Raw genomic sequence first — 20,447 nt, 5'->3', positions numbered from 1 at the left:
AACAACAAAATGAGCCTGAGCAACAGCGCACTCAAAGGGTTGATCGTCGGTGAGATGACCGCCCAGGGAATCGAGGTGGCAGGTGACCATGCCTGGGCCGAAAAACTGGCGGTGGCCGTGGCAAACGCCGTGGTGGCTCACATCACGTCAAGTGCCCAGGTCACGGTAAGCGGCGGGTCCAGTGCCGGCACATACAAGGTGGCATAATGGAACATATCTTCGGACAAGACATCAAGCTGGACGATCAGGGCCATGCCCTCATCGCCGCAAACGGTGAACTCGTTCTCACCGAAGAGGTGGACACCGGCCTCCAGGACATCCGCGAGGCCCTGAAAACCCCTGTGGGAACCCTCTTCTACGATGAGACCTACGGTGGCCGGATCTACCACTGGATCAAGGACGAAAACACGGAGACCCATCGCATGGGCTTCACCGCGGAAGTGAGGCGCATCTTAAGAAACGACCCCAGGGTGGAGGCCGGAAGCGAAACCTGCCGTATCCGCTCCTGGGACGAGAAAGGCATTGAAGCCGAAGCCGGCTGGCAATGGATCGGCCAGTCCCACATGAACAACCTGGTGATCGGAATCGATCCCGCAACCATGGAGGTAGTGATCAAAGATGGCTGTTCCCATTCCACGAGTTTCTAAAACATTGGACGAATGCCGCCAGATGGTCTTCGGCAGGGTATCTGACGTACACGACGAATACATCGCCAAGGGATGGCTTCCCCGGGAGATGAACCTCAACAAAGGCGTGGTGAGGGGCATCCTGGAAGTGATGAGCTGGAGCCTTCACCAGGTGTACCTGCTCCTTGCCGATCAGGTGCGCCTGGGGATTCCCGGAGAATCCCACGGCACGTGGCTGGATCTCCACGCCGACCAGGTGGAGGCCCCTCGCCAGGCCATGGGCAAGGCCAAGGGCATGGTGCACTTCACCAGGGAGGCAAGCAGCGGCAACGTGTCCATTGCCAAAGGGCGCATCGTCAGGACCCAGCCCGACGGCACGGGCAAGGTCCACCGGTTCGTAACCACAGAAGATGCCGTCATGCAAAACGGAGACAACGAGGTGGCCGTGCCCGTGGAGTCCGAAGATTACGGGGCCTCTGCAAACGTCACCCCCGGCCAGATCTCCGTCATCGTCACCCCCGTTCCCGGGGTGGATGCCGTCACCAACCGGTCCGGCTGGCTGCTCACCGAAGGGGTGGACACCGAGTCCGACACCAGCCTCAAAGAGCGCTACAGGCTCCAGTGGAAAGGCAACGACGGCTACTCCTCCAACGCCTACAAGCGGTGGGCAACATCTGTTCCCGGCGTTCTGGACGTGGCCGTCAACGACCAGCACCCCAGGGGCCAGGGCACGGTGGATATCGTCATCCGGGGCATGGCCGGGATGCCCACCGACGAGCTCCTTGACAAGGTGCGGGAGGCCATCGCCCCCAACGCCCATCAGAACGACGACTGGCAGGTCCTGGCACCCAGCCCCGTCCATGTGGCCATCTCCCTTGCCCTCCACCTGAAACCCGAGGCCGTGTGGGAAGAGATCCGGCCCAAGGCGGACTCGGCCGTCCGCACCCTCTTTGCCAAGCCGGACGAAAGCGCCCAGGAGGACTATATGTTCGGCGTGGGCGAAGACATGACCCAGGACCGCGTTGTGGGGGCCATCATGAACGTCTCGCCCCACATCAAAGAGGTGGAGTGGCTCGCCCCCGCCGCAAACATCACCGTGGGCCAAAACGGCCTGGCCATCCTCACCGGCCTGACCCTGACCCATGTAACGGAACCGGAGGCATAGATGGCCCTTTTCTGGAAGTACATACGCAACCAGCTCCGCTTCCGCCCCGCCCTTGCGGGCGGGCCGGTGGCCGTCATTCTCAAGGGCATGGCAAAAGCCTTTGACGATGCGTGCGCCGACATCGTGTGGGCCCGGGACCAGATGAATCCCAAAACCTGCGATGACGAGCTTGTGCCCGCCTTTGCACAATCCAGGGGCATCCGAAAGCACCCCGCCGAAACCTTTGACCAGTACCGGACCCGGGTGGTTGATGCCTGGGCCTGGCATCGCATGGCAGGCCGGCACCGCGGCGTGGAACGCATCCTGGACCACTATGGCCACGAAGGGTGCACCCTCTCTTCCATGAAGCCCATTAACAGCGCCAGGTGGGCCGAATTCGAGGTGTCGGTTCCCGCGGATACACCCATGGACAAGACAAAATACGACGCCATCCGAGACGTCATCAACGGGGCCAAGGCCGCCACGGCCAAACTCGCCCGCGTGAGCACCAGGACACAGACACCGGCCCAAATCTTTGCGGCAGCCGGCCTTCGCGTCAAAACCCATATCAGACTGTAAGGAGAAGACCATGTTGAGATGGACCCCTGCCGGGCTTCAGGCCATTCAAGCGGCTGAATCATCCGGAACCAAAATCAAAGCCACCCACATCGCCATCGGGGACGGCGGCGGCCAGACGCCCGACCACTCGGGCAGCACCATGCTGGTAAACGAGCTCTACCGCCAGCCCATTGACACCATTGACATGGTGGATGCCCCGGACGTCCCTTCGGGCAAGGTCGTGGAGTTCGGCGTCAGCATCCCCGAGACAAAGCCCGAAACCGGCAGCTGGATGATCCGCGAAGTGGCCATTCTGGCCGACGACACCGTCATCGGCATCGGCCAGCACCCCGAACTGGAAAAGGTGGGCAAGGATTCCCCCAAAGGCACCATGACCCACACCATCACCGTCCCCATGATCGTGAGCAACGAGGCGGTGATCTCCCTTGCCATTGCCCCTTCCGTGCATGCCACCATGGAAGCCCTTTCCGACCACAACGAAGACAGCCAGGCGCATCAGGACATCCGGGAAGCCAGCACAACAGCCATCTCCGAGCACAACCGGAATGATGGAGCCCATGGGGATATCCGCCAGGCTCACCAAACGGCTGTGGACGAAATCGCCGCACAGAAAGAGGCGCTGGAGACGCTTGAGGAGAAGGTGGTCAATACGGGGGTCAGGCAGGCTGTTTTGTCTTATGGCGAGGGTATTTCGGTTGAGGCGACGAAAGTCCAATGTTTTACATCTCAATCTTACAATAATAAGGGCCTGCCTGGGCAAGAAGTTGATCTTGGAATGCCTATAACTGGGGGGCACTATGGTGGGATGTATATGCTTACTCGTCCTTCCGATTTTGGCGGCCGGTACCTTGGAGATACTATCAGAGGAACAGAAGCCTACCTAACACCATATAACAATTCAGCGAACTGCAAAGCACCTGTTTGGATTGAACGTTATACTGACAGTGGCTTCATCGGAGAAGGTAGCGTTTGGGACAGCAGCCCTATTGGAAATAACGTTATAGCATTCAATACTACATGCAAAAAGAAAATGGGATTGAATGACCTTGCAGGCAAACTTCAAGACCTCCCCGACAGCGGAGGTGGGGCCGCGTTCAGATACTTTGAAATAGGTGAGGACCGCTTTGTCATCGTTCCTCAAAAGTATGATGGGAAAACGTATTCTACAGATAGCCATATCTATAAATGGAATGGTGAAGCCTTTGACATATTCAAAACCATTCCGACAAAAGGTGCTCTTTGGGCCGAACCATTTAAAATGGAAGACGAACATTACCTGCTTCTCTGCAATAGTTTTGCGAACGGCAATCACAACCAAACTTCACCATTATTGAAATGGAATGGTAATGATTTTATTGAAATTCATAGTTTCCCGACAGTGGGAGCAATTAATGCAAATTATTTTGAAATTGGTGAAGACAAATTTCTTGGCATTGCGTTTAACCGATCATCGAGCAGCAATCCTTCTGCCAATTCGAAAATCTACAAATGGGATGGGAGTGCTTTTATAGAATTTCAATCCTTCCAGACAAAAGATTGCATGCAACTTTACCATTTTTCCATGGGTGGCGTGCCCTACTTGGGGGTTGTGAACTACGACCCATCTTTGAGTTCCTTTATATACCGGTGGGACGGCACAAAATTTGTACAGCATCAGAGTTTAGCCCCCAGTGGCGATATGAATTTTGAATATTTTGAAATTGAGGATGAAAGTTTCATTTTCAAGGTAAACCACTATTACTCTGAGTCATACGACACCAATAGCAATCTTCTCAGGTGGGATGGAGCAAAGTTTGTACCGCACCAGAATATAACAACCCATGGAGCACTCAAAACGAACCATTTAGAGATCCATGGTGAGCATTATATCGTAGTGGCATGCTTTTACGGTGGAATTTCCTATATTTTCAAGTGGAACAGACATAGACGAGAATTTGTCGAGTGGAAAACTTTTCCGACAACTTATTGCCACGATTCTCGATTTTTCAAAATGGACAACTCGTACTACATTGGTGTGGCAAACCACTGTCTCTCTTTAACCGATTATTTCAGCACAACTGCTATCCATAAGTTTGAAGAAATTGAATTCAACTTTAACCCTGCAAATGGGTTTTCAATGACAAAGTTCCGTGGGATCGATAGGGATAATGTCATTTCACACCCCACGGACGAGGAATTGCTTGTAAGTGTGATTAAACGTCTTGATGCTGAGGGGTCTTGGGCGTTTCAAACATTCGATTTCAATGGGACGGATTACCTTCGATTTGATGGCAGAGAAAAAATCACAACAGGTTCAGGGGCAATAGCAAAAAACTTCACCGATAAAGACTTTGAACTCGGTGGGGGCTCATCATGGGCAAACGCTCTTAGCGGCCAATACATGATGTACTCATTTTATGGAGAACGTCTTGATGACCTTCATCCTGGAATGAGAGGGAAAAGAGGTGTGACAGCCTTTGTCAAGGCCGTTAACGGCAAAACTATCAAGATAGGCTTCCCCGCCGAAACGGTTATTGTCCGATCTATGGACAACGGTGGCGACTGGTATGTCATGTGCAAGGATCGTGGGTGGGAGAAATTCACCATGCTCAACAGCACCGCCCCTGAAGGGACAATGACATACCCCATATCAGTTGCAGGAGACACCATCACCCTGCCTGCGTCTTGGACCGATGACACTTATTTCGTCATGGCGTTTGGACAGATGGGAAACTTTGCAACCGGAAAATCTATCCAAATCAAAGCCACTCCTGAAGCACCTTTTGTGGCAACCCTCGCAAAGGGTTTCGGCCCCGAAGGAAATCGAGACAAGATTATCCACAAAGACACGTTATCCATCTACCCTCAAAATGAACCGGATGGCAGGTATGACCTGGTTTTGCTCGATAATGGGACTGTCGATTTGATCCCTGAAAAAAGTTATGTCACGGATATCGTTCATTGGAAAAATACAAAACTGGTGTTGGGGACCTGCCGAATCACGAGTGGACTGATCGTGGATATTGATCTGGTTTCTGAAGGTGATGAGTATGATACGCCTTGGTTCCCTGTATCTCTCAATACGACCTATATTCTACCAAATAGATTTATAAACAAAGCTTACGTGTCTGTTCTGTGGCGGGACACCATTGAAGGTGATGTCAAGGAAGCGGGTTTTATAAACCTGTGGACTGGAAGCAAAAATGTCGAAAGAGGAGCAAAGGTTTACGTGAAGAAAAATGCTATCAAGGTTGTATCCGGGGCCAGTGGTGTAACTGCGACAGGATCGAGTGATGGTTTCTACAAACTCCGAGTCAAGCGAGGCTACTGATATGGAAACACTCAAAATTCAAAATACATGGTTCAATAAGGCCACCGGTTCAAAAGTCGTCAATTTCATCAAAGGCGCGAAGATGCCCGACAACTGTCAGGAAACACCTCCTGATCCCCCCAAACTTTCCGATCCCAACGACATCCCTCTCTGGGATGTGGACAACATGGTGGAGGAGTCTCCGACCCTGGCAAAATATTTTTTAAAATCCCAAGGGATTGAATAAGGAGGCAGATGACGATAGCCCTTATTAGAAAACCTCAGCCAATAAGGCGGGCTGACAAATAAGGTCAATCAGAGCCGCGTAGCCCTTTCTTACATCAATAGCGGCAGACACCACCTTGCAAAGATTCAACCCTCCATTGCCCGAGCATCGCACGCAAACCAACCCCTTTGTGCGGTGACTCGGGCTCCTCTTTTTTCCAAGCAATTATCCAATCAAAGAGACAGATTTTTTATGCGGCGTTAAAGGCATAACAGAACCATGAACCACGCACATCATGTCCGCCACGAAAAGTTCTCTAAATGTTGCGCGGTTTGAACTGAGGAAACGGGATTGAGGGTCAGACGGCGCACCAGCGCTGACCCTCAGTCCCTTCTATAATTCCAGCCCGAACCGCATTGAGATCCATACAGGCGAGGCAGTGGATCAACGTGTTTCCTGCTCGACGAGCCCACCCTTGAAGCGCTTACCCCACAGGCCCCTTTTCGATTTCCTGAGAAAAAAGCATTGCAAAATCACACAGCATCTGATTTGTTAGGGCTTCCTAAAATTTAAAGGCAAGTCAATAAATATATGATTTATCGAAAAATATCTCATTACTGTGACGCAAGCACTACAATAACCAAAGGAAGCCCATGAAACCGTCCCACATTGCAACAGCCATCTCAACCCTCATTCAGATTCGTCAACCCACGTTTTTGTGGGGGCCTCCCGGCATTGGAAAAAGCCAGGTGGTCAGACAGACGGCTGACGCCATGGGACTGGAACTCATTGATATCCGGGCCATCCTCCTGGACCCTGTGGACTTGCGGGGTATTCCCCGCATCGGGGATGACGGCACGTCCACGTGGTGCGCGCCGTCTTTTCTGCCGCGTTCGGGAACCGGCGTTCTTTTTCTGGACGAGCTCAACGCGGCCCCTCCCCTGGTTCAGGCGGCATGTTACCAGCTTGTCCTGGACCGGCGGCTCGGGGAGTACACCCTGCCGGAGGGCTGGGCCATCATCGCTGCCGGGAACCGGGAGCAGGACCGGGCGGTGACCCACCGCATGCCATCTGCTCTGGCCAACCGGTTTGTGCATATCGACTTCAGCGTGGACCATGGGGAGTGGCTCACCTGGGCTGAAGCACACGACATCGCCCCGGAGGTGACCTCCTTTATCCGGTTTCGTCCCAAGCTCCTCCACGATTTTGACCCGGAACGGGCGGACAAGGCCTTTCCATCTCCCAGGTCCTGGGAGTTTGTCTCTCGCCTCATGGGCGGAGGAATGGAAAAGAGCATGCTAAGCGAGCTGGTGGCAGGCACGGTGGGCAAAGGCGCCGCTGCCGAGTTTTGCGGGTATGTCACCATCCGGCACCAGCTCCCGGACCCTGAGAGCATTTTATCCGCCCCCAACCTTGTGGATATCCCCACAGACCCTGCGGTCCTGTTTGCCCTGTGCGAAATGCTTGCTCTGTCGGCAGATTCCGGCACCATGGATGCCTTGCTGACCTTTGCCTCCCGGTTGCCCGATGAATTCAGCGTTCTGCTCATCCGAGAGGCGGCCCGCGCAAACAATCGAATCGTTGAAACCGATGGCTTTGCCCGGTGGGCGGAAGACCATGCAGAGGTTCTTATGTAAGGCCTGTAACCCTCTGAAAGAAAGCGACCCGCCGAAGACTGCCAAGTTAACGATGCCTCCGGCGGCCCTGCCGGTGGCCTAACGTATACCCATTTTATGCGTTGGGTTTGACAAGCAGGTTTGGGGTGGTTTTATGACTATCTTCGCGGATGTTATTCACCGACAAACGAGTGAGAAAGCATCCGCAACCTGGGGCTCAGGGGATCATCCCCTGGCCGCCGGAGGATGCTTCCCCACCCCAATTTCCCCATAGAAGGCAAGCTGAATCGGCACAACTTTTTTACAACATCCCGCCCGGAACAACGACATGGCAACCATGAACCCACAGATCAAAGACACCAGCGCGTATTCCAAAATTCTGAGGGCGCGCACCTCCCTGGTCATCAACCACCCGTTTTTTGCTTCCCTGGCCCTGCGGTTGAAGGTCAGGGAAGACTATTCATGCGAAACGGCCTGGACCGACGGCAAGGTGTTTGGCTACAACCCCCTGTATGTTCGGGTCCTTTCGCCGGACAAGCTGGAGGGGCTTACCGCCCATACGGTTATGCACCCGGCCTGCGGGCACCACACCCGTCGGCAGAACCGGGACCACGACCTCTGGAACAGGGCCTGTGATTATGCCGTCAACGGCATCCTGCTGGAGTCCGGATTCACCCTTCCCGACGGTTTTTTGCTGAACGATGCCTATGAGGGAAAAAGTGCGGAGGCCGTCTACACCATTCTTGAGCGCGGCCTGGATGATTCGGAACAAAGCGAAGAGGAATCAGATCCGGAGGCAGGAGATAACTCGGCGGCCTCCGGAGATGACACATCCGAGCTTGAGGCATCGGCCCTACCCGGAGGCCAGGAGGAATCAGAGGAAGAGTCGCAGGAGGCTTCTCCCTCGGGTGATCCCGGAAAATCAGGGGAAGTCCGTGACACCCCTGCGGGAGGAGAAACAGATCCGGACCATGAAACAGACTGGAATGAGGCCCTTACCCAGGCCTTTGTCAATGCCCGGGGCATGGGCAAGCTGCCTGCCGGAGTGGAACGGTTCATCCATCGCCGGATCAACCCGAAACTCAACTGGAGAGAGCTGCTGGCACGCTTCATCGAGCAGTCCGCGCGCTCGGATTACTCCTGGGTCTCCCCCAACAGGCGGTATATTCACCAGGAGCTCTACCTGCCCTCGCTCCAGAACCAGGAGCTGAGCACCATCGTCGTTGCCGTGGATACCTCCGGCAGCATCGAACCGGCTGAGCTGGCCCAGTTCAGCGCAGAGGTATCCGACATCATGGAGCGCTACCCGGCCACCCTCCATGTGATTTACTGTGATGCAAAGGTCTCAGGGTACGACGTCTTCAACCGCTGCGACCTGCCCGTGGCCCTTCGCCCCAAAGGGGGCGGTGGCACGGATTTTCGTCCGGTCTTTGAGCTGGTCGCCAAAAACGGGCTCATGCCGTCGTGCCTGATCTACCTCACCGACCTTGAGTGCCTCTCCTACCCAACCCAGCCGCCGCCCTATCCGGTGCTGTGGGTCAAAACCGGCAACAGCGACAACCGGGCGCCCTTCGGCGACGTTATCCAGTTGTAAATGTGACTGAACCCAAAAGGAAAAACCGTGCGTATACAATGGAGCATCGATAAAAAAAGGGGCAATTTCAGGCCCACCCTGACGTACACCATCACCCTGGAGCCTTTCGAAAAAGAGCTGGCCGTCAATGCCCTGACCGTCAAGAGCCTCATCCCCCGCATCCCCCATGCACGTCGCCCTTTTTGCCTGCCCGGGGAAGATGAACGGACCGGGGCATGGGTACCGGAGCGGTATCACTACCTCTGCATCCCAAGCGCGCCCTACCTGAAGGACAATGAGATCAAAAACGTCATCCGCCTACCCTTTCGCGAGGAGGGGGAGTACCCTGAAATTGAAGACTCCTTTGAGATGTTGAGGCATGCCTATGAAGAGATCGTCAAACAGGCATACGGCCATGGCCCGATATCCCGACAGGGTGACATGGAGATGACCCCGGAGACCAAGCGAACCATCGCCGCAAAAATAGCCCGCGCAAAGCTCCTCAATCTCTATGGCACCGATCGAATGAGCGCATGATAGCGGCTTTGGAATGGCGCTGCTTCCGATTGAACAGCTCTGCCGTTTCAGCTACACCTTAAACCGCCCGACGATTCCGTTCACCCGGGCGGCCATCTCCCGAAGCTGTTCCGCATGGGAACTCAGCTGAGCGCTTGATCCGGCAATGTCCCCTGCTTCCTGATTAATCTGAGAGATATCCTCGGTCAAAGCCTTGGACACGGAGAAGCTCTGGGTTACGTTCTCGTTGATGTCTGAAATCCCCCGGGAAACAAACGAGATATTGTTGGCAATATCTTTTGTGGCCGTGGACTGCTCGTTTACGGACGAGGTGATGGTGGCCACAATGGCATTGACCCGCTCGATAATCCCGGCGATCTGATCGATCTCCCCTGCGGTTTCCGAGGTCGTGCCCTGGACGGTTTCGATCTGCCCCTTGATGCCTTCGGTGGCCTCGGCCGTCTGGGCGGCGAGTTCCTTGATCTCGTTGGCCACCACGGCAAACCCTTTTCCGGCGTCTCCGGCCCGAGCCGCTTCGATGGTGGCGTTGAGGGCAAGCAGGTTGATCTGCTCGGAGATGGCCGAGATGGTTTCGGTTACCTGGCCGATCTCTTCGGCGGCATGGCGCAACGCCACCATCTTGCCGGCGGCCTCTTTGGACTGTGACACCGCCTCATCGGAGATCCCCCTGGCCTTGGCCGTGTTGTCCACGATCTCGTGGATGGTCACGCTCATCTCTTCGGCGGCCGATGCCACCATGGTGCTGTTGGATGACGACTCCTCAATGGCTGCGACAATATTGGCCAGGTTCTCACTCATGCCCGTCGCCGCCCCGGACAGGGCCTCGGCGCGATCCGCCGTATTTTCCGCCCCTGTCGAGAGCCGACCGGAAATATCGATCAAGGTGTCCGAGGAGCCGTCGACCTTGGTGCTTGTAGCCCCGATATCCTTGATAATGGCCTGCAGTTTTTCCATGAACAGGTTGAACCACCTGGCCATCTCCCCCACTTCGTCCTTGGTGTCCACCACCAGGCGCATGGTCAGGTCCCCCTCCCCTTCGGCAATGTCCCTGAGCCCCGCCACAACCTGCTTGACAGGCTTTGAAATGGACCGGGTGATCAGGAAAATCACCAGCCCCACTAGGGCAATGGTGGCCAGGGTCAACCCGAGCAGCAAATTCCGCAAGGTATAGACTTTGGAGTGCAGCTCCTGCTCATCGATGACCGTCACAATGGACCACCCCGTGGTCGGCACCTTGGAAAAAAACGCTATTTTGCTCTCCCCGCTGTCCGAAAACTCGAAGATACCGGTGCGGTTGCCCTTCATGTACTCATCAAGCCCCCCAAGACGGCCGCCGCTTATCTCGCCAAGTTTCTCCTTCATGACAACGGAGGCGTCCGGATGCACGATGATGGTTCCGTCCTGGGCCAGGACGATGCCGTAGCTCTTGCCTGTCAAACCCAGGGCGTCGATGGTCTCGGAGACAAAGTTCAACTGGATACCGGCCCCCACCAGCCCCTGGGGCGTTCCCCGGTCATCGGCAATGGGGGCAACCATGAAAATCGTGGCCTTGCCCGTGGTTTTGGAGATCAGGGGCGGAGTAACAAAGGAGGGCCCACCTGCCATCAGGTCCTTGAAATACCCCCGGCTCGAAATGTTGCCCACAAAGCTGCTCAGGGACTGGTCGTTTTTATCCTGCTGAATGGTATGGTAAACGCCCTGGCTGTTGGCGGAGTAGATATCCGAATAGTCGTTGGGGTAGGCCTTTTTCAAATAGAGATACCGATTGCGGTTCAAGGCATCGATCTCATCAAACCCCGTGTTGATGTTTTTCGCCTGGGGTGTCTGGGCGATGGACTCGGTTTCGATGAGATGTGTCTTGATCCATACGTCCACCACCGTGGCTTTCTCCTGCACGGTTTTCAGGATATTGTCGGACAAGTCCCCCCGTATCAGGTTGCTCATATAGACATACGTCGTCCCCCCAAAGACGAAAAGGCACAACAAAACGATGGGAATAACGGCAAAGCTGATCTTTTTGTTCAGTGTTGCATTGATCATGGCAGGTCTACCTTTCATCCGGTCTCAGAGTCTCGTGTTTCCCCGGGCAACTGTTCCCTCACGAGTCAAATCAGGTCAGCAAAATAGTAACTAACCTTAAATATTTCCAAAGACTGTGCCATGCCGTATTGTTTTCTTAAGTAAAGAAAGAGTGTTTCCTATATCACCATAAAAAACAGCCCCGTCGAAGACAGAGCCCCCTTTCACACCAGCCTCACCCATCAAAAGAACAGCCATGGCATGCCCACCGCCCCGGATGCACCACGGCATCGCAATGCAGAGCGATTTCGCAGCAATAAGCATTAATGCCTACCCGTTATGGCTATGATGCAAAACAGAATCAGGATGCACGGAAGCATCAAGCCACATGCAGACCCCACCGTGTCAAAAAACATACCCTATCCCGGACATTTCATGAGAAAACGGTCATGAGAAGCCAACAAAATGTCATCATTGTTGGTTACTGGGGAAAATTTTGATATTTCATAAATGCAACATGTGATTTACCGTCTATGGCTTGTTTTTCGTCCCCTTCGGGCAAGCCGACCCCACCCATTTTCTGTGTTATCAGAGCCTTGAAGGAGAGAACGACGCCTACAGCTCTGATGCCTTGACGATGGGCGCACTCGACTCGTGAAATATCCGGGCTATGCCAAACCCATTTACTCATATATGCTCTGGCCCGGACCTTTTCGCTTTACGGGGCCATGCACATCAAAATGGCCCCCCCCCCCTCGGGGCAGACAAAAACCCTCTGTGCGGGCCCCTCCCCGGCAGCTCTTTCCTCTCTCATATGCAGGACACACAAAGGAAAAATCAGTGAAGATTCTAAAATTGACCGTCTCACTTTTGATTATTGGGATTCTATCGGGATGCATCGGTGTAAGGCATGATGAGCCTGTTTCCCGAAACGCATTGGAAAATAAAACCGACGTGACATCTTTGACAAAGACAATCGCTGACATCGAGCAGGCCCTGGGCAGCCCCGTGGGCGTCTCGATCTATGATGTCCAAGCCAAAAAATCATGGAGCCATCATGGGGATCGGCGTTTTCCCCTCATGAGCACATTCAAGACCCTGGCCTGCGCCAAAACACTTCGTGATATCGAAGCCGGGGCGCTCTCCTTCGACGATTCAGTCGTCATAGAAAAAACAGCCCTTGTTACCTGGTCGCCCGTCACCAGCCGATACGTCGGGCAGGCCTTTTCACTGAAACAGGCCTGTGAAGCCATGATGACCATGAGCGACAACACGGCAGCCAATATTGTCCTGACCCACACCGGAGGCCCCGAAGCGTTGACCTCCTTTGCGCGGTCCATAGGCGATACCGTCACGCGCCTGGACCGCATGGAGCCAGACCTGAATGAGGCCCGCAAAGGGGACCTCAGGGATACCACCACCCCCGACGCCATGACGGGTAACCTCAGAGCCCTACTCCTTGGAAACGAGCTGTCAGACGAATCCAAGGCCCTGCTGACAAAATGGATGAGGGAAAACAAGGTCTCAGGAAGCCTGCTTCGCTCGGTCCTGCCGAAGGGCTGGGACATTGCCGACCGGTCCGGGTCAGGCCGCCATGGGTCCAGAGGTATTGCCGCCGTTGTCTGGCCCGCACCGCAGGCCCCACTTGTGGTCTGTATCTACCTAACCCAGACCACGGTATCCTTTGAGGAGCGAAACAAAGCCATCGCGTCCATCGGCCGGGCCATTTTCGCCCTGTACCAATAGATCAAATCCCCTTGAGGAATCATCCGGTGAAGAACTATTTTGAAAGCCCCTTTGTGGGGAAACAACTGAAAGACCAGGTAACAAACCCCAATATCATTGTCGGAGACCACAGCTACTACTCCGGCTACTATCACCACCACAGCTTTGATGAGTGTGCCCGGTACCTGACCCCGGACCGGGACGACGTCGACAAGCTGATCATCGGCCGCTACTGCTCCATCGGATCAGGGGCTGTGTTCATGATGGCCGGAAACCAGGGGCATCGAAACGACTGGGTAAGCACGTTTCCGTTTTTTTATCAGGACAACCCGGCCTTCTCCGGGGCAGTCGACGGCTTCGAAAGGGCCGGAGATACAGTGATCGGCAATGATGTGTGGATTGGCACCGAAGCCATGATCATGGCGGGTGTGAAGGTGGGGGACGGCGCCATCATCGCAAGCCGGGCCGTTGTCACCAAAGATGTCGAGCCTTACTCGGTTGTGGGGTCAAATCCGGCGAGGCATATCCGATATCGGTTCACGACAGACCAAATCGACATGTTGCTGGAGATGAGATGGTGGGACTGGAGCGACGCCCAGGTCAACGCCGCCATGGGCTTGCTGTGCTCCTCGGATATAGCAGGCCTGCACGCCCACTGGAAAACCTCCATAGGCAAATAACCGGGCCGCCGTCGGGCAAGAGCCGCCCATGCGGCCCAACAGCCTTGCCTTCAACGAATCGCCCGTGATACTATGAGCAATATTATTCGTTTACATTCAACACGATACAACCTTCTCCGTAAAAAATCAGCATTTCGTCCACCAGGGCCCGCCCCGGTTTTCCGGCAGCCACGGGTTACCAGCCTCACCCATGCCCGTGGAGCCACCACCCCAACGAAACGCTGGCAACACCTTTCACTTGCCTGATCCGCAACGACCCGCCAATGCCGAACAGAAGAGGGATTATGCAACGACTTTGCTTCGTCCTCACCATCTTCCTGCTTGCGGGCTGCACCGAGCCTCCCCCTCTAAGCCGCCTGGACGCAGATACCCAGGCTGCCTTAGATGAGGTGCTTCAGGAAGCGGTGAAAAGCAACGGCGTTCCCGGTGTGGTTGCCATGGTGGTCGATGCGGAGCACATCCTTTACACCGGCACCGCAGGAGTCATGGATGCCCATGGTAAAAAAAAGATGCGGGACGATGCCATTTTCCGCATCTTTTCCATGACAAAACCCGTCACATCCCTGGGGATCATGATTCTCGCCGAGGAGGGGCGCCTGTCCCTTGACGACCCGGCATCTGACTACCTGCCGGAAATATCGGAATTAGAAGTTCTCACGGGAATCGATGATAAAAATAAAACAATCATGACCCGTCCCGCCTCACGCGACATAACCATCCGGGACCTTTTATGCCATACGTCAGGAATCGGGTACATCTTCTGCAGCCCCGAGCTGCTCCACATCTCTCAACTCACATCGGCCCCTGCACACGAGTACCCTGCGCTCCACGACCCGGGAGCCCGATGGACTTACGGCATGGGGCCCATCTACCTGGGCTGGATCATCGAAAGGGTTTCCGGGCAATCCCTTTCCGCGTTCATCGATACCCGCATCACCGGCCCCCTGGACATGGACGACACCGCCTTTAAGCTGCTCTCAAGAAAACACGACAGACTGGTGGCAACCTACCTGCGAACCGCCGAGGGACTGGAAGGGCAAGCCCGACCCAAAGACTACAAACCCATCAAGCAAGGGGACAGCGGCCTTCTCTCCACCGCCCGGGACTACGGGCGATTCATCCAGATGATCCTCGGGCAGGGGAAACTGGGTAAGACCCGAATCGTAACGCCCGCCTCCGTTGCTGAGATGTCTCGCAACCAGCTGAACGGTTTCACCATTGAGGAGCAACCCGCAGCCCTTCCGGGCATGACGCGTCCGTTTCCAGCAAGGGCGGGACGGGACGGATTCGGCCTGGGATTTCAGGTACTGAAAGGCAAAAGCAACGACGGGCGTTCTCCAGGCTCTTTGAGCTGGTCCGGAATCCAGAACACACACTTCTGGATCGATCCGTCACACCAGATAGGAGTCGTTCTGCTATGCCAGCTGCTCCCCCACTACGATGAAAACGTCATGGCCCTGGTGACAGATTTTGAACGGGTGCTCTACAAAAATCTTCCTCGATAGAAAAGGATTCCTCACCCAGGCGTCAGCCAACAAACAGCATGGGAGATCCAAATGAACCCTGGTCAATTTGAAACCCTTCCAATCCATTGGTTCTATGTCGGCACCGCGATACTCATGATCCTGTGTTACGAACTCGGCTGCCAGATAGGTATGCGCCTGCAAAGCCGCCAGGAGGAGGACACCCAGACCTCCCTGGGGACCCTGGTGGGAGGCTTGCTCGGGATGCTTGCTTTTGTTCTGGCCTTCACGTTTTCCATGGCCCTGTCCCAGCACGACCACCGAAAACAAAACGTTCTGGAAGAAGCCAACGCCATCGGCACAGCCTACCTGCGAACCGACCTCATTGATACGCGACATGGCATGGAAGTAAAACGGCTCCTGAAAAACTATGTCGAGATTCGTTTAAAGGCAGCCTTAAGCGGCAAAGACATCGACATTGCGGTGAAAAAATCCGTGGTAATCCATGACCTCTTGTGGGAACAGGTAGCAGAGGCAGCCCTGGAAGCCCCCACCACAAATACCTCACTGATGGTTCAGGCCACCAACGAGGTCATCGACATGCACGAAAAACGGATAACGGTTGCCCTTCACAATCGTATTCCACGAAGTGTCTGGGTTGCCCTTGCCGCCATCACGGCCCTGACCATGCTGACCCTGGGGACCCAGATCGGACTGACCGGCAAGCGGCGCATTATCACGGTGGTTCCCCTGCCCCTTGCCTTTGCCGTGCTGATCACACTCGTTGTGGACCTCAACCGGCCCCAGTCCGGCCTCATCACCGTCGGCCAGCAGTCGATGATCAACCTGCAACAAACCATGGGAAAAAATACGGAATAGCCCATGCTCTGTACCATGCCCCCCATTACGTAAATAGCCTGCCACCGCCCCGCGGGACCTCCGGGCTCCCTCAACGAATCATCCCCTTCGTTTATCTGAAACGATCCAGTGCCTCAGGCAAGGCTGCAGGAGGCACTTCGATCAAATCCACGAACCGGCAAACGACGATAGCCCACTCTGTCTGTTCAATTATGTGGTACAGCCCGCCCACATCATGCGATTTTATGTCAGGCGAAGCTGGAACGGTTCAGGCAACGTGCCCGCCAGACAGGACCGAATCACGCGTCCTCCTCCCCTTGTGAGTCCGCACCCCCAAAGGCATCATACCAGTCGACCTTCCTCGTGATGAGCATCACTGCAACAAGAACCAGAAAGAGCCCCGCCGACCCCAGGACCAGGGCAAAACGCTCCAGCTGCAGGATGACGTAAAAGACCCCGAACAGGGCAAAAAGCAGTGCGAAGAGCCCGGCAGAGTCTTTTCTGCCCGAAAGAAAACCGGCAGAGTAAACGCTGATGGATGAGATGCTCGCGGCCCCGGCAACAAGGTAGGCCCAGGAAAAGCCCAGGTGCTCGGAAAGGGAGAGCAGGAGCAGGTAAAACAGGGAGAGGGAAATCCCCACCAAAACGTACTGCATGGGATGAATCCGGCGATTTTTCACCACCTCGAAAATAAAAAACGTCAAAAAGGTGATGGTGATGATCACCAGGGCGTACTTCACCGAGCGCTCGGACTTTGTATAGAAATCCACGGGCTGGACCAGTTGCACCCCGAAGGAAAGGGGGTCCAGAGCCGATGAGGAGATGAATGTATGCTCCTTGCCCGACGTCCAGGCACGGGCAAGGGTCCCGTCGTAACTGGTCACATCCCAGTGGGCGGTGAATCCTTCCGGGCCGATCTCCCTGGATGTGGGAAAATATCGGCCCTGAAAGCCGGGATGCTCCCAGGTGGAACGAAGATCCACGGTATTGGTGTTGCCCACGGGGGTCACATTCAACCTCCCGGCCCCCTGGAGGGGCAGGTAAATTTCAAAGGAGAAGGGGTGAACGCTGTCATCCGGGGAGCCCTGGGCATGCAGGGCCCGTCCCAGGGTACTGTTTTCAAGTAGCACCGAGGCATGAAGGCCCTGCAAGGGGGCTCCCGGGGTCTTGCCATGGCGAATTCGACACGGCTTATCCTGCCAGAGAAACCGGGCCTTGCTCTGGACACCCTGGAGCTGCGAAATGCCCGCACTCAAAAACGCCTTGTCCCAGAGAATCCTTGCCACGGCCGGTTCGCATTCAAAAAAAGCAGGAAGCGCAAAGGATCCTTTGAGCGTAATCTCCGATGTATAGACAACCACCTCATAAATTCCCCGACGCCTCGTTTCGGGAACAAGGTCCCCTTCCGCTTCAAGGACATCGGGGAGTAAGTGAACGTACCGGGTTGCATTCTCCTCGTCCACAAAGGGGATGGTCAGAACGGGACCTGTGACCGTCTGGGCCCCGCCCCAGGTTTGCGACACCTCTCGAATGGCCTCCCTGCTCCGTATTTTCCGCTCATTCACAAGCGATTTTATGGCGGTGAGCGGCACAAGCAGCATCACGATCAACGCGGCGATAATCCCGGTTTTCTTCAGAAATAATTGATTCATGGTCCATTCTCCTGGCAGTGCTTTTTTATTGATATGATCCCCGGCCAAGGCTATAAACCAAGACCTGAAGGCATGCGCCGGCCCCTTGCAGATCCCCGGTCGCCCCGGGGCCCACACACGCCTCTTTTTCGCCCGGAGACATGAACCCAGTATGAAGTGGATATGAAAAGAGTATGAATTCTCTTGTCCTGATCGTGGAAGACGAACCTGCCATTGCGGAAAACATACGATACGCCCTGGACACAGAAGGGTTCGAAACCCTGTGGGAAACCGGGGGCATGGGGGTGATAACGATTCTTGATGAATCGCCTGTGGACCTCATCGTCCTGGATATCGGCCTGCCCGATGTAAACGGCATGGAGCTGTGCAAAACCATCCGCAAAACCCGCACGGTGCCCATTATCTTCCTGACGGCACGGTCCGAGGAAGTGGACAGGATCGTGGGGCTCGAAATCGGGGCGGACGACTACATGGTCAAACCCTTCAGCCCGAGGGAGCTGGCCGCACGGGTCAAGGCCGTCCTTCGCAGGACAGGGGCAGCCACCACACCGGACGCAGACGTAAAATGCAAAACAGAACCGGGTAACGCTGCCTTCCGGGTGGACGACGCACGGCATAAAATCAGCTATTTTTCACAGCCCCTCGACCTCTCCAGATATGAATACAGGATGCTGTCCCTCTTTATTGCCCGCCCGGGCCAGATCTTTTCCAGGGACAGGCTCATGGAGAGGGTCTGGGACGAACCGGGCATGAGCATGGACAGGACCGTGGACGTGCACATCAAAAACATCCGCGCCAAACTGAAAAAAATCCGGCCGGACCTCGACCCCATCCAAACCCACCGGGGCATCGGCTACTCCCTGAAAGAGACACTATGAAACTTGCGGCCCGGATCCTCATCGCCTTTTCCCTGATCCTCTCCCTTGGGTTTTACTACCTTACCCACGACGTCCTGACGAGCATCCGGGTCCGCTACCTGGAAGGCGTGGAAGAGTCTCTGGTGGACGGAGCACGGATCATGGCTGCCATGGTCTCCCAAGACATGGAAACCGGCGCCTTTGCCCCGGACACGCTCCGGGCAACCTTCACAAAGGCCTACGCCCGGGAGTTTGCCTCCAAAATCTATCACCTGAACAAAACCAGCGTGGACATGAGGGTTTACATCACGGACAGCCGGGGACGCCTTCTCTTTGACTCCCTGGACAAAGCCCCGGCAGGCACCGACTACTCCCAGTGGCGGGACGTTTCCCTGACCCTTGAAGGAAAATACGGAGCACGCTCGACCCGGGAAGGCGAAGACCCGAACGCACCCACCGTGCTGTACGTTGCCGCCCCCATCCTCATGGGAGACCAGATCACCGGGGTCCTCACCGTGGGCAAACCCACCACCAACATCAACAGCTTCCTGCGCATTGCCAAAGCGCAAATCATCAAACGAAGCGTCATCGCCCTCACCGCAGCCCTTTTCGCAGGCTTTTTCCTTATCCTCTTCATCACGCGGCCCATAAAAAGGCTCACCCGGTATGCCCACGACGTCCGAAAAGGAAAGAAAACGGCCCTGCCCACCCTGGACCGAAGTGAAATCGGTGAAATGGGGCGGGCCTTTGAAAGCATGAAAGACGCCCTTGAAGGGCGCAAATACGTGGAGACCTACGTCCAGACCCTCACCCATGAAATCAAAAGCCCCATCTCAGCCATCCAGGGAGCCGCAGAGCTTCTGGAGGAGGAGATGCCCGGACCGCAACGCCAGCGCTTCATTAACAACATCCAAAACGAATCCCGGCGAATCAGGCAACTTGTGGACAGAATGCTCCAACTGGCGGCCATCGAGAACATGAAGGGCCTGAAAGAGCCTGAACCATTGGCTGTAAAAGCCCTCATCAACAGCGTCACCGAACGGCTCATGCCCCTTGTCGCCCAAAAAAGTATCCACCTTGCCCAGGACATCGACACGGACCTCACGGTGACAGGGGACGCGTTTCTCCTGAAGCAGGCCCTCTCCAACCTCATCCAGAATGCACTTGATTTCAGTGCCCACGGCGAGACCATCCGAATCGCTGCAAACAGAAAGGGCTCCCTGGCCTCATTCTCGGTGGAAGACCGGGGCCCCGGCATTCCCGACTATGCCCAGGACCGGCTCTTTGAAAAATTCTTCTCCCTGCAGCGCCCCGGAGACCACAAAAAAAGCACGGGCCTGGGACTCAACTTTGTCAAAGAGATCGCAGAACTCCACCGTGGCCACATCACCCTTGAAAACCGAACCAACGGTGGCGCCCGAGCCATCTTGACCCTGCCCCTGTGTCAGGAAAAACAATAACAGATGCCTCTGGCGGCCCTGCCGGGCGCCAACCTTTTGAAAAGTTAGACAAACAGGTTTTGCACAAGGCATAGGCCCTCTTCTTTATTTTATTTACCGGAACGTTTTTGCGGAGCTTTTTTCAAAAAGCGACCCGCCGGAGG

At 55.3% G+C, this 20,447-nt stretch carries 17 protein-coding genes; 15 read left to right on the top strand and 2 right to left on the bottom strand.

The genetic code is table 11. The annotated features are described in order from the left end of the window. Positions 1 to 9 precede the first annotated feature (9 nt). From ACOYW0_RS20270 to ACOYW0_RS20230, 9 genes are all read left to right on the top strand, one after another. Positions 10 to 207, top strand: coding sequence for a hypothetical protein (locus ACOYW0_RS20270; RefSeq protein ID WP_482415592.1), 198 nt, complete (start codon positions 10 to 12; stop codon positions 205 to 207). Continuing rightward, the gene (locus ACOYW0_RS20265; RefSeq protein ID WP_482415591.1) at positions 207 to 647 is read left to right on the top strand and encodes a hypothetical protein; all 441 of its coding nucleotides are present in this window, start codon (positions 207 to 209) and stop codon (positions 645 to 647) included. The genes ACOYW0_RS20270 and ACOYW0_RS20265 overlap by 1 nt, the downstream gene beginning before the upstream one ends. Then, on the top strand, positions 619 to 1,791 hold the full coding sequence (locus ACOYW0_RS20260) for a baseplate J/gp47 family protein (RefSeq protein ID WP_482415590.1): 1,173 nt from the start codon (positions 619 to 621) through the stop codon (positions 1,789 to 1,791). The genes ACOYW0_RS20265 and ACOYW0_RS20260 overlap by 29 nt, the downstream gene beginning before the upstream one ends. After that, positions 1,792 to 2,349, top strand: coding sequence for a phage tail protein (locus tag ACOYW0_RS20255; RefSeq protein WP_482415589.1), 558 nt, complete (start codon positions 1,792 to 1,794; stop codon positions 2,347 to 2,349). A gap of 10 nt (positions 2,350 to 2,359) precedes the next feature. Continuing rightward, positions 2,360 to 5,659 (top strand): phage tail-collar fiber domain-containing protein, encoded by a 3,300-nt coding sequence (locus ACOYW0_RS20250; protein ID WP_482415588.1) that lies wholly within the window; start codon positions 2,360 to 2,362, stop codon positions 5,657 to 5,659. A gap of 1 nt (position 5,660) precedes the next feature. Next, entirely contained in the window at positions 5,661 to 5,885 is a 225-nt protein-coding gene (locus tag ACOYW0_RS20245; RefSeq protein WP_482415587.1) for a hypothetical protein, read from the top strand. 632 nt (positions 5,886 to 6,517) lie between these two features. Continuing rightward, on the top strand, positions 6,518 to 7,501 hold the full coding sequence (locus tag ACOYW0_RS20240) for an AAA family ATPase (RefSeq protein WP_482415586.1): 984 nt from the start codon (positions 6,518 to 6,520) through the stop codon (positions 7,499 to 7,501). 307 nt (positions 7,502 to 7,808) lie between these two features. After that, entirely contained in the window at positions 7,809 to 9,074 is a 1,266-nt protein-coding gene (locus tag ACOYW0_RS20235) for a vWA domain-containing protein (RefSeq protein WP_482415585.1), read from the top strand. A 27-nt stretch (positions 9,075 to 9,101) separates the two neighbouring features. Next, positions 9,102 to 9,590, top strand: coding sequence for a hypothetical protein (locus ACOYW0_RS20230; protein WP_482415584.1), 489 nt, complete (start codon positions 9,102 to 9,104; stop codon positions 9,588 to 9,590). Between the two features lie 51 nt (positions 9,591 to 9,641). Here ACOYW0_RS20230 and ACOYW0_RS20225 read toward each other — a convergent pair whose 3' ends face one another. Continuing rightward, entirely contained in the window at positions 9,642 to 11,630 is a 1,989-nt protein-coding gene (locus tag ACOYW0_RS20225) for a methyl-accepting chemotaxis protein (RefSeq protein ID WP_482415583.1), read from the bottom strand. 915 nt (positions 11,631 to 12,545) lie between these two features. Between ACOYW0_RS20225 and bla the strand changes: the two genes are divergently transcribed. The 4 genes from bla to ACOYW0_RS20205 all read left to right on the top strand — a co-directional run bounded on the left by bla (position 12,546) and on the right by ACOYW0_RS20205 (position 16,356). Continuing rightward, positions 12,546 to 13,355 carry a class A beta-lactamase gene (gene bla, locus ACOYW0_RS20220; protein ID WP_482415582.1) on the top strand — a complete coding sequence of 270 codons (810 nt, stop codon included), beginning with the start codon at positions 12,546 to 12,548 and terminating at the stop codon, positions 13,353 to 13,355. 26 nt (positions 13,356 to 13,381) lie between these two features. Then, positions 13,382 to 14,014 (top strand): type B chloramphenicol O-acetyltransferase, encoded by a 633-nt coding sequence (gene catB / locus ACOYW0_RS20215; RefSeq protein ID WP_482415581.1) that lies wholly within the window; start codon positions 13,382 to 13,384, stop codon positions 14,012 to 14,014. Positions 14,015 to 14,298: 284 nt separating this feature from the next. Continuing rightward, positions 14,299 to 15,519, top strand: coding sequence for a serine hydrolase domain-containing protein (locus ACOYW0_RS20210; RefSeq protein WP_482415580.1), 1,221 nt, complete (start codon positions 14,299 to 14,301; stop codon positions 15,517 to 15,519). A 51-nt stretch (positions 15,520 to 15,570) separates the two neighbouring features. Then, complete coding sequence (locus ACOYW0_RS20205) at positions 15,571 to 16,356, top strand: bestrophin-like domain (protein ID WP_482415579.1); 786 nt, start codon at positions 15,571 to 15,573, stop codon at positions 16,354 to 16,356. 278 nt (positions 16,357 to 16,634) lie between these two features. Here the strand turns inward: ACOYW0_RS20205 and creD are convergent, their stop codons facing one another. Next, on the bottom strand, positions 16,635 to 17,987 hold the full coding sequence (creD, locus tag ACOYW0_RS20200; protein ID WP_482415578.1) for a cell envelope integrity protein CreD: 1,353 nt from the start codon (positions 17,985 to 17,987) through the stop codon (positions 16,635 to 16,637). 173 nt (positions 17,988 to 18,160) lie between these two features. Here creD and creB point away from each other — a divergent pair, with 173 nt between their 5' ends. Next, positions 18,161 to 18,865, top strand: coding sequence for a two-component system response regulator CreB (gene creB / locus ACOYW0_RS20195; protein ID WP_482415577.1), 705 nt, complete (start codon positions 18,161 to 18,163; stop codon positions 18,863 to 18,865). Next, the gene (gene creC / locus ACOYW0_RS20190) at positions 18,862 to 20,304 is read left to right on the top strand and encodes a two-component system sensor histidine kinase CreC (protein WP_482415576.1); all 1,443 of its coding nucleotides are present in this window, start codon (positions 18,862 to 18,864) and stop codon (positions 20,302 to 20,304) included. Before creB ends, creC begins: the two co-directional genes overlap by 4 nt. Positions 20,305 to 20,447: the final 143 nt, after the last annotated feature.

This window comes from Desulfoluna sp. HI9BLuna, assembly GCF_056829775.1.
The sequence above is the reverse complement of the archived record's forward strand: the minus strand, read 5'-3'. Positions and strand labels throughout refer to the sequence as shown.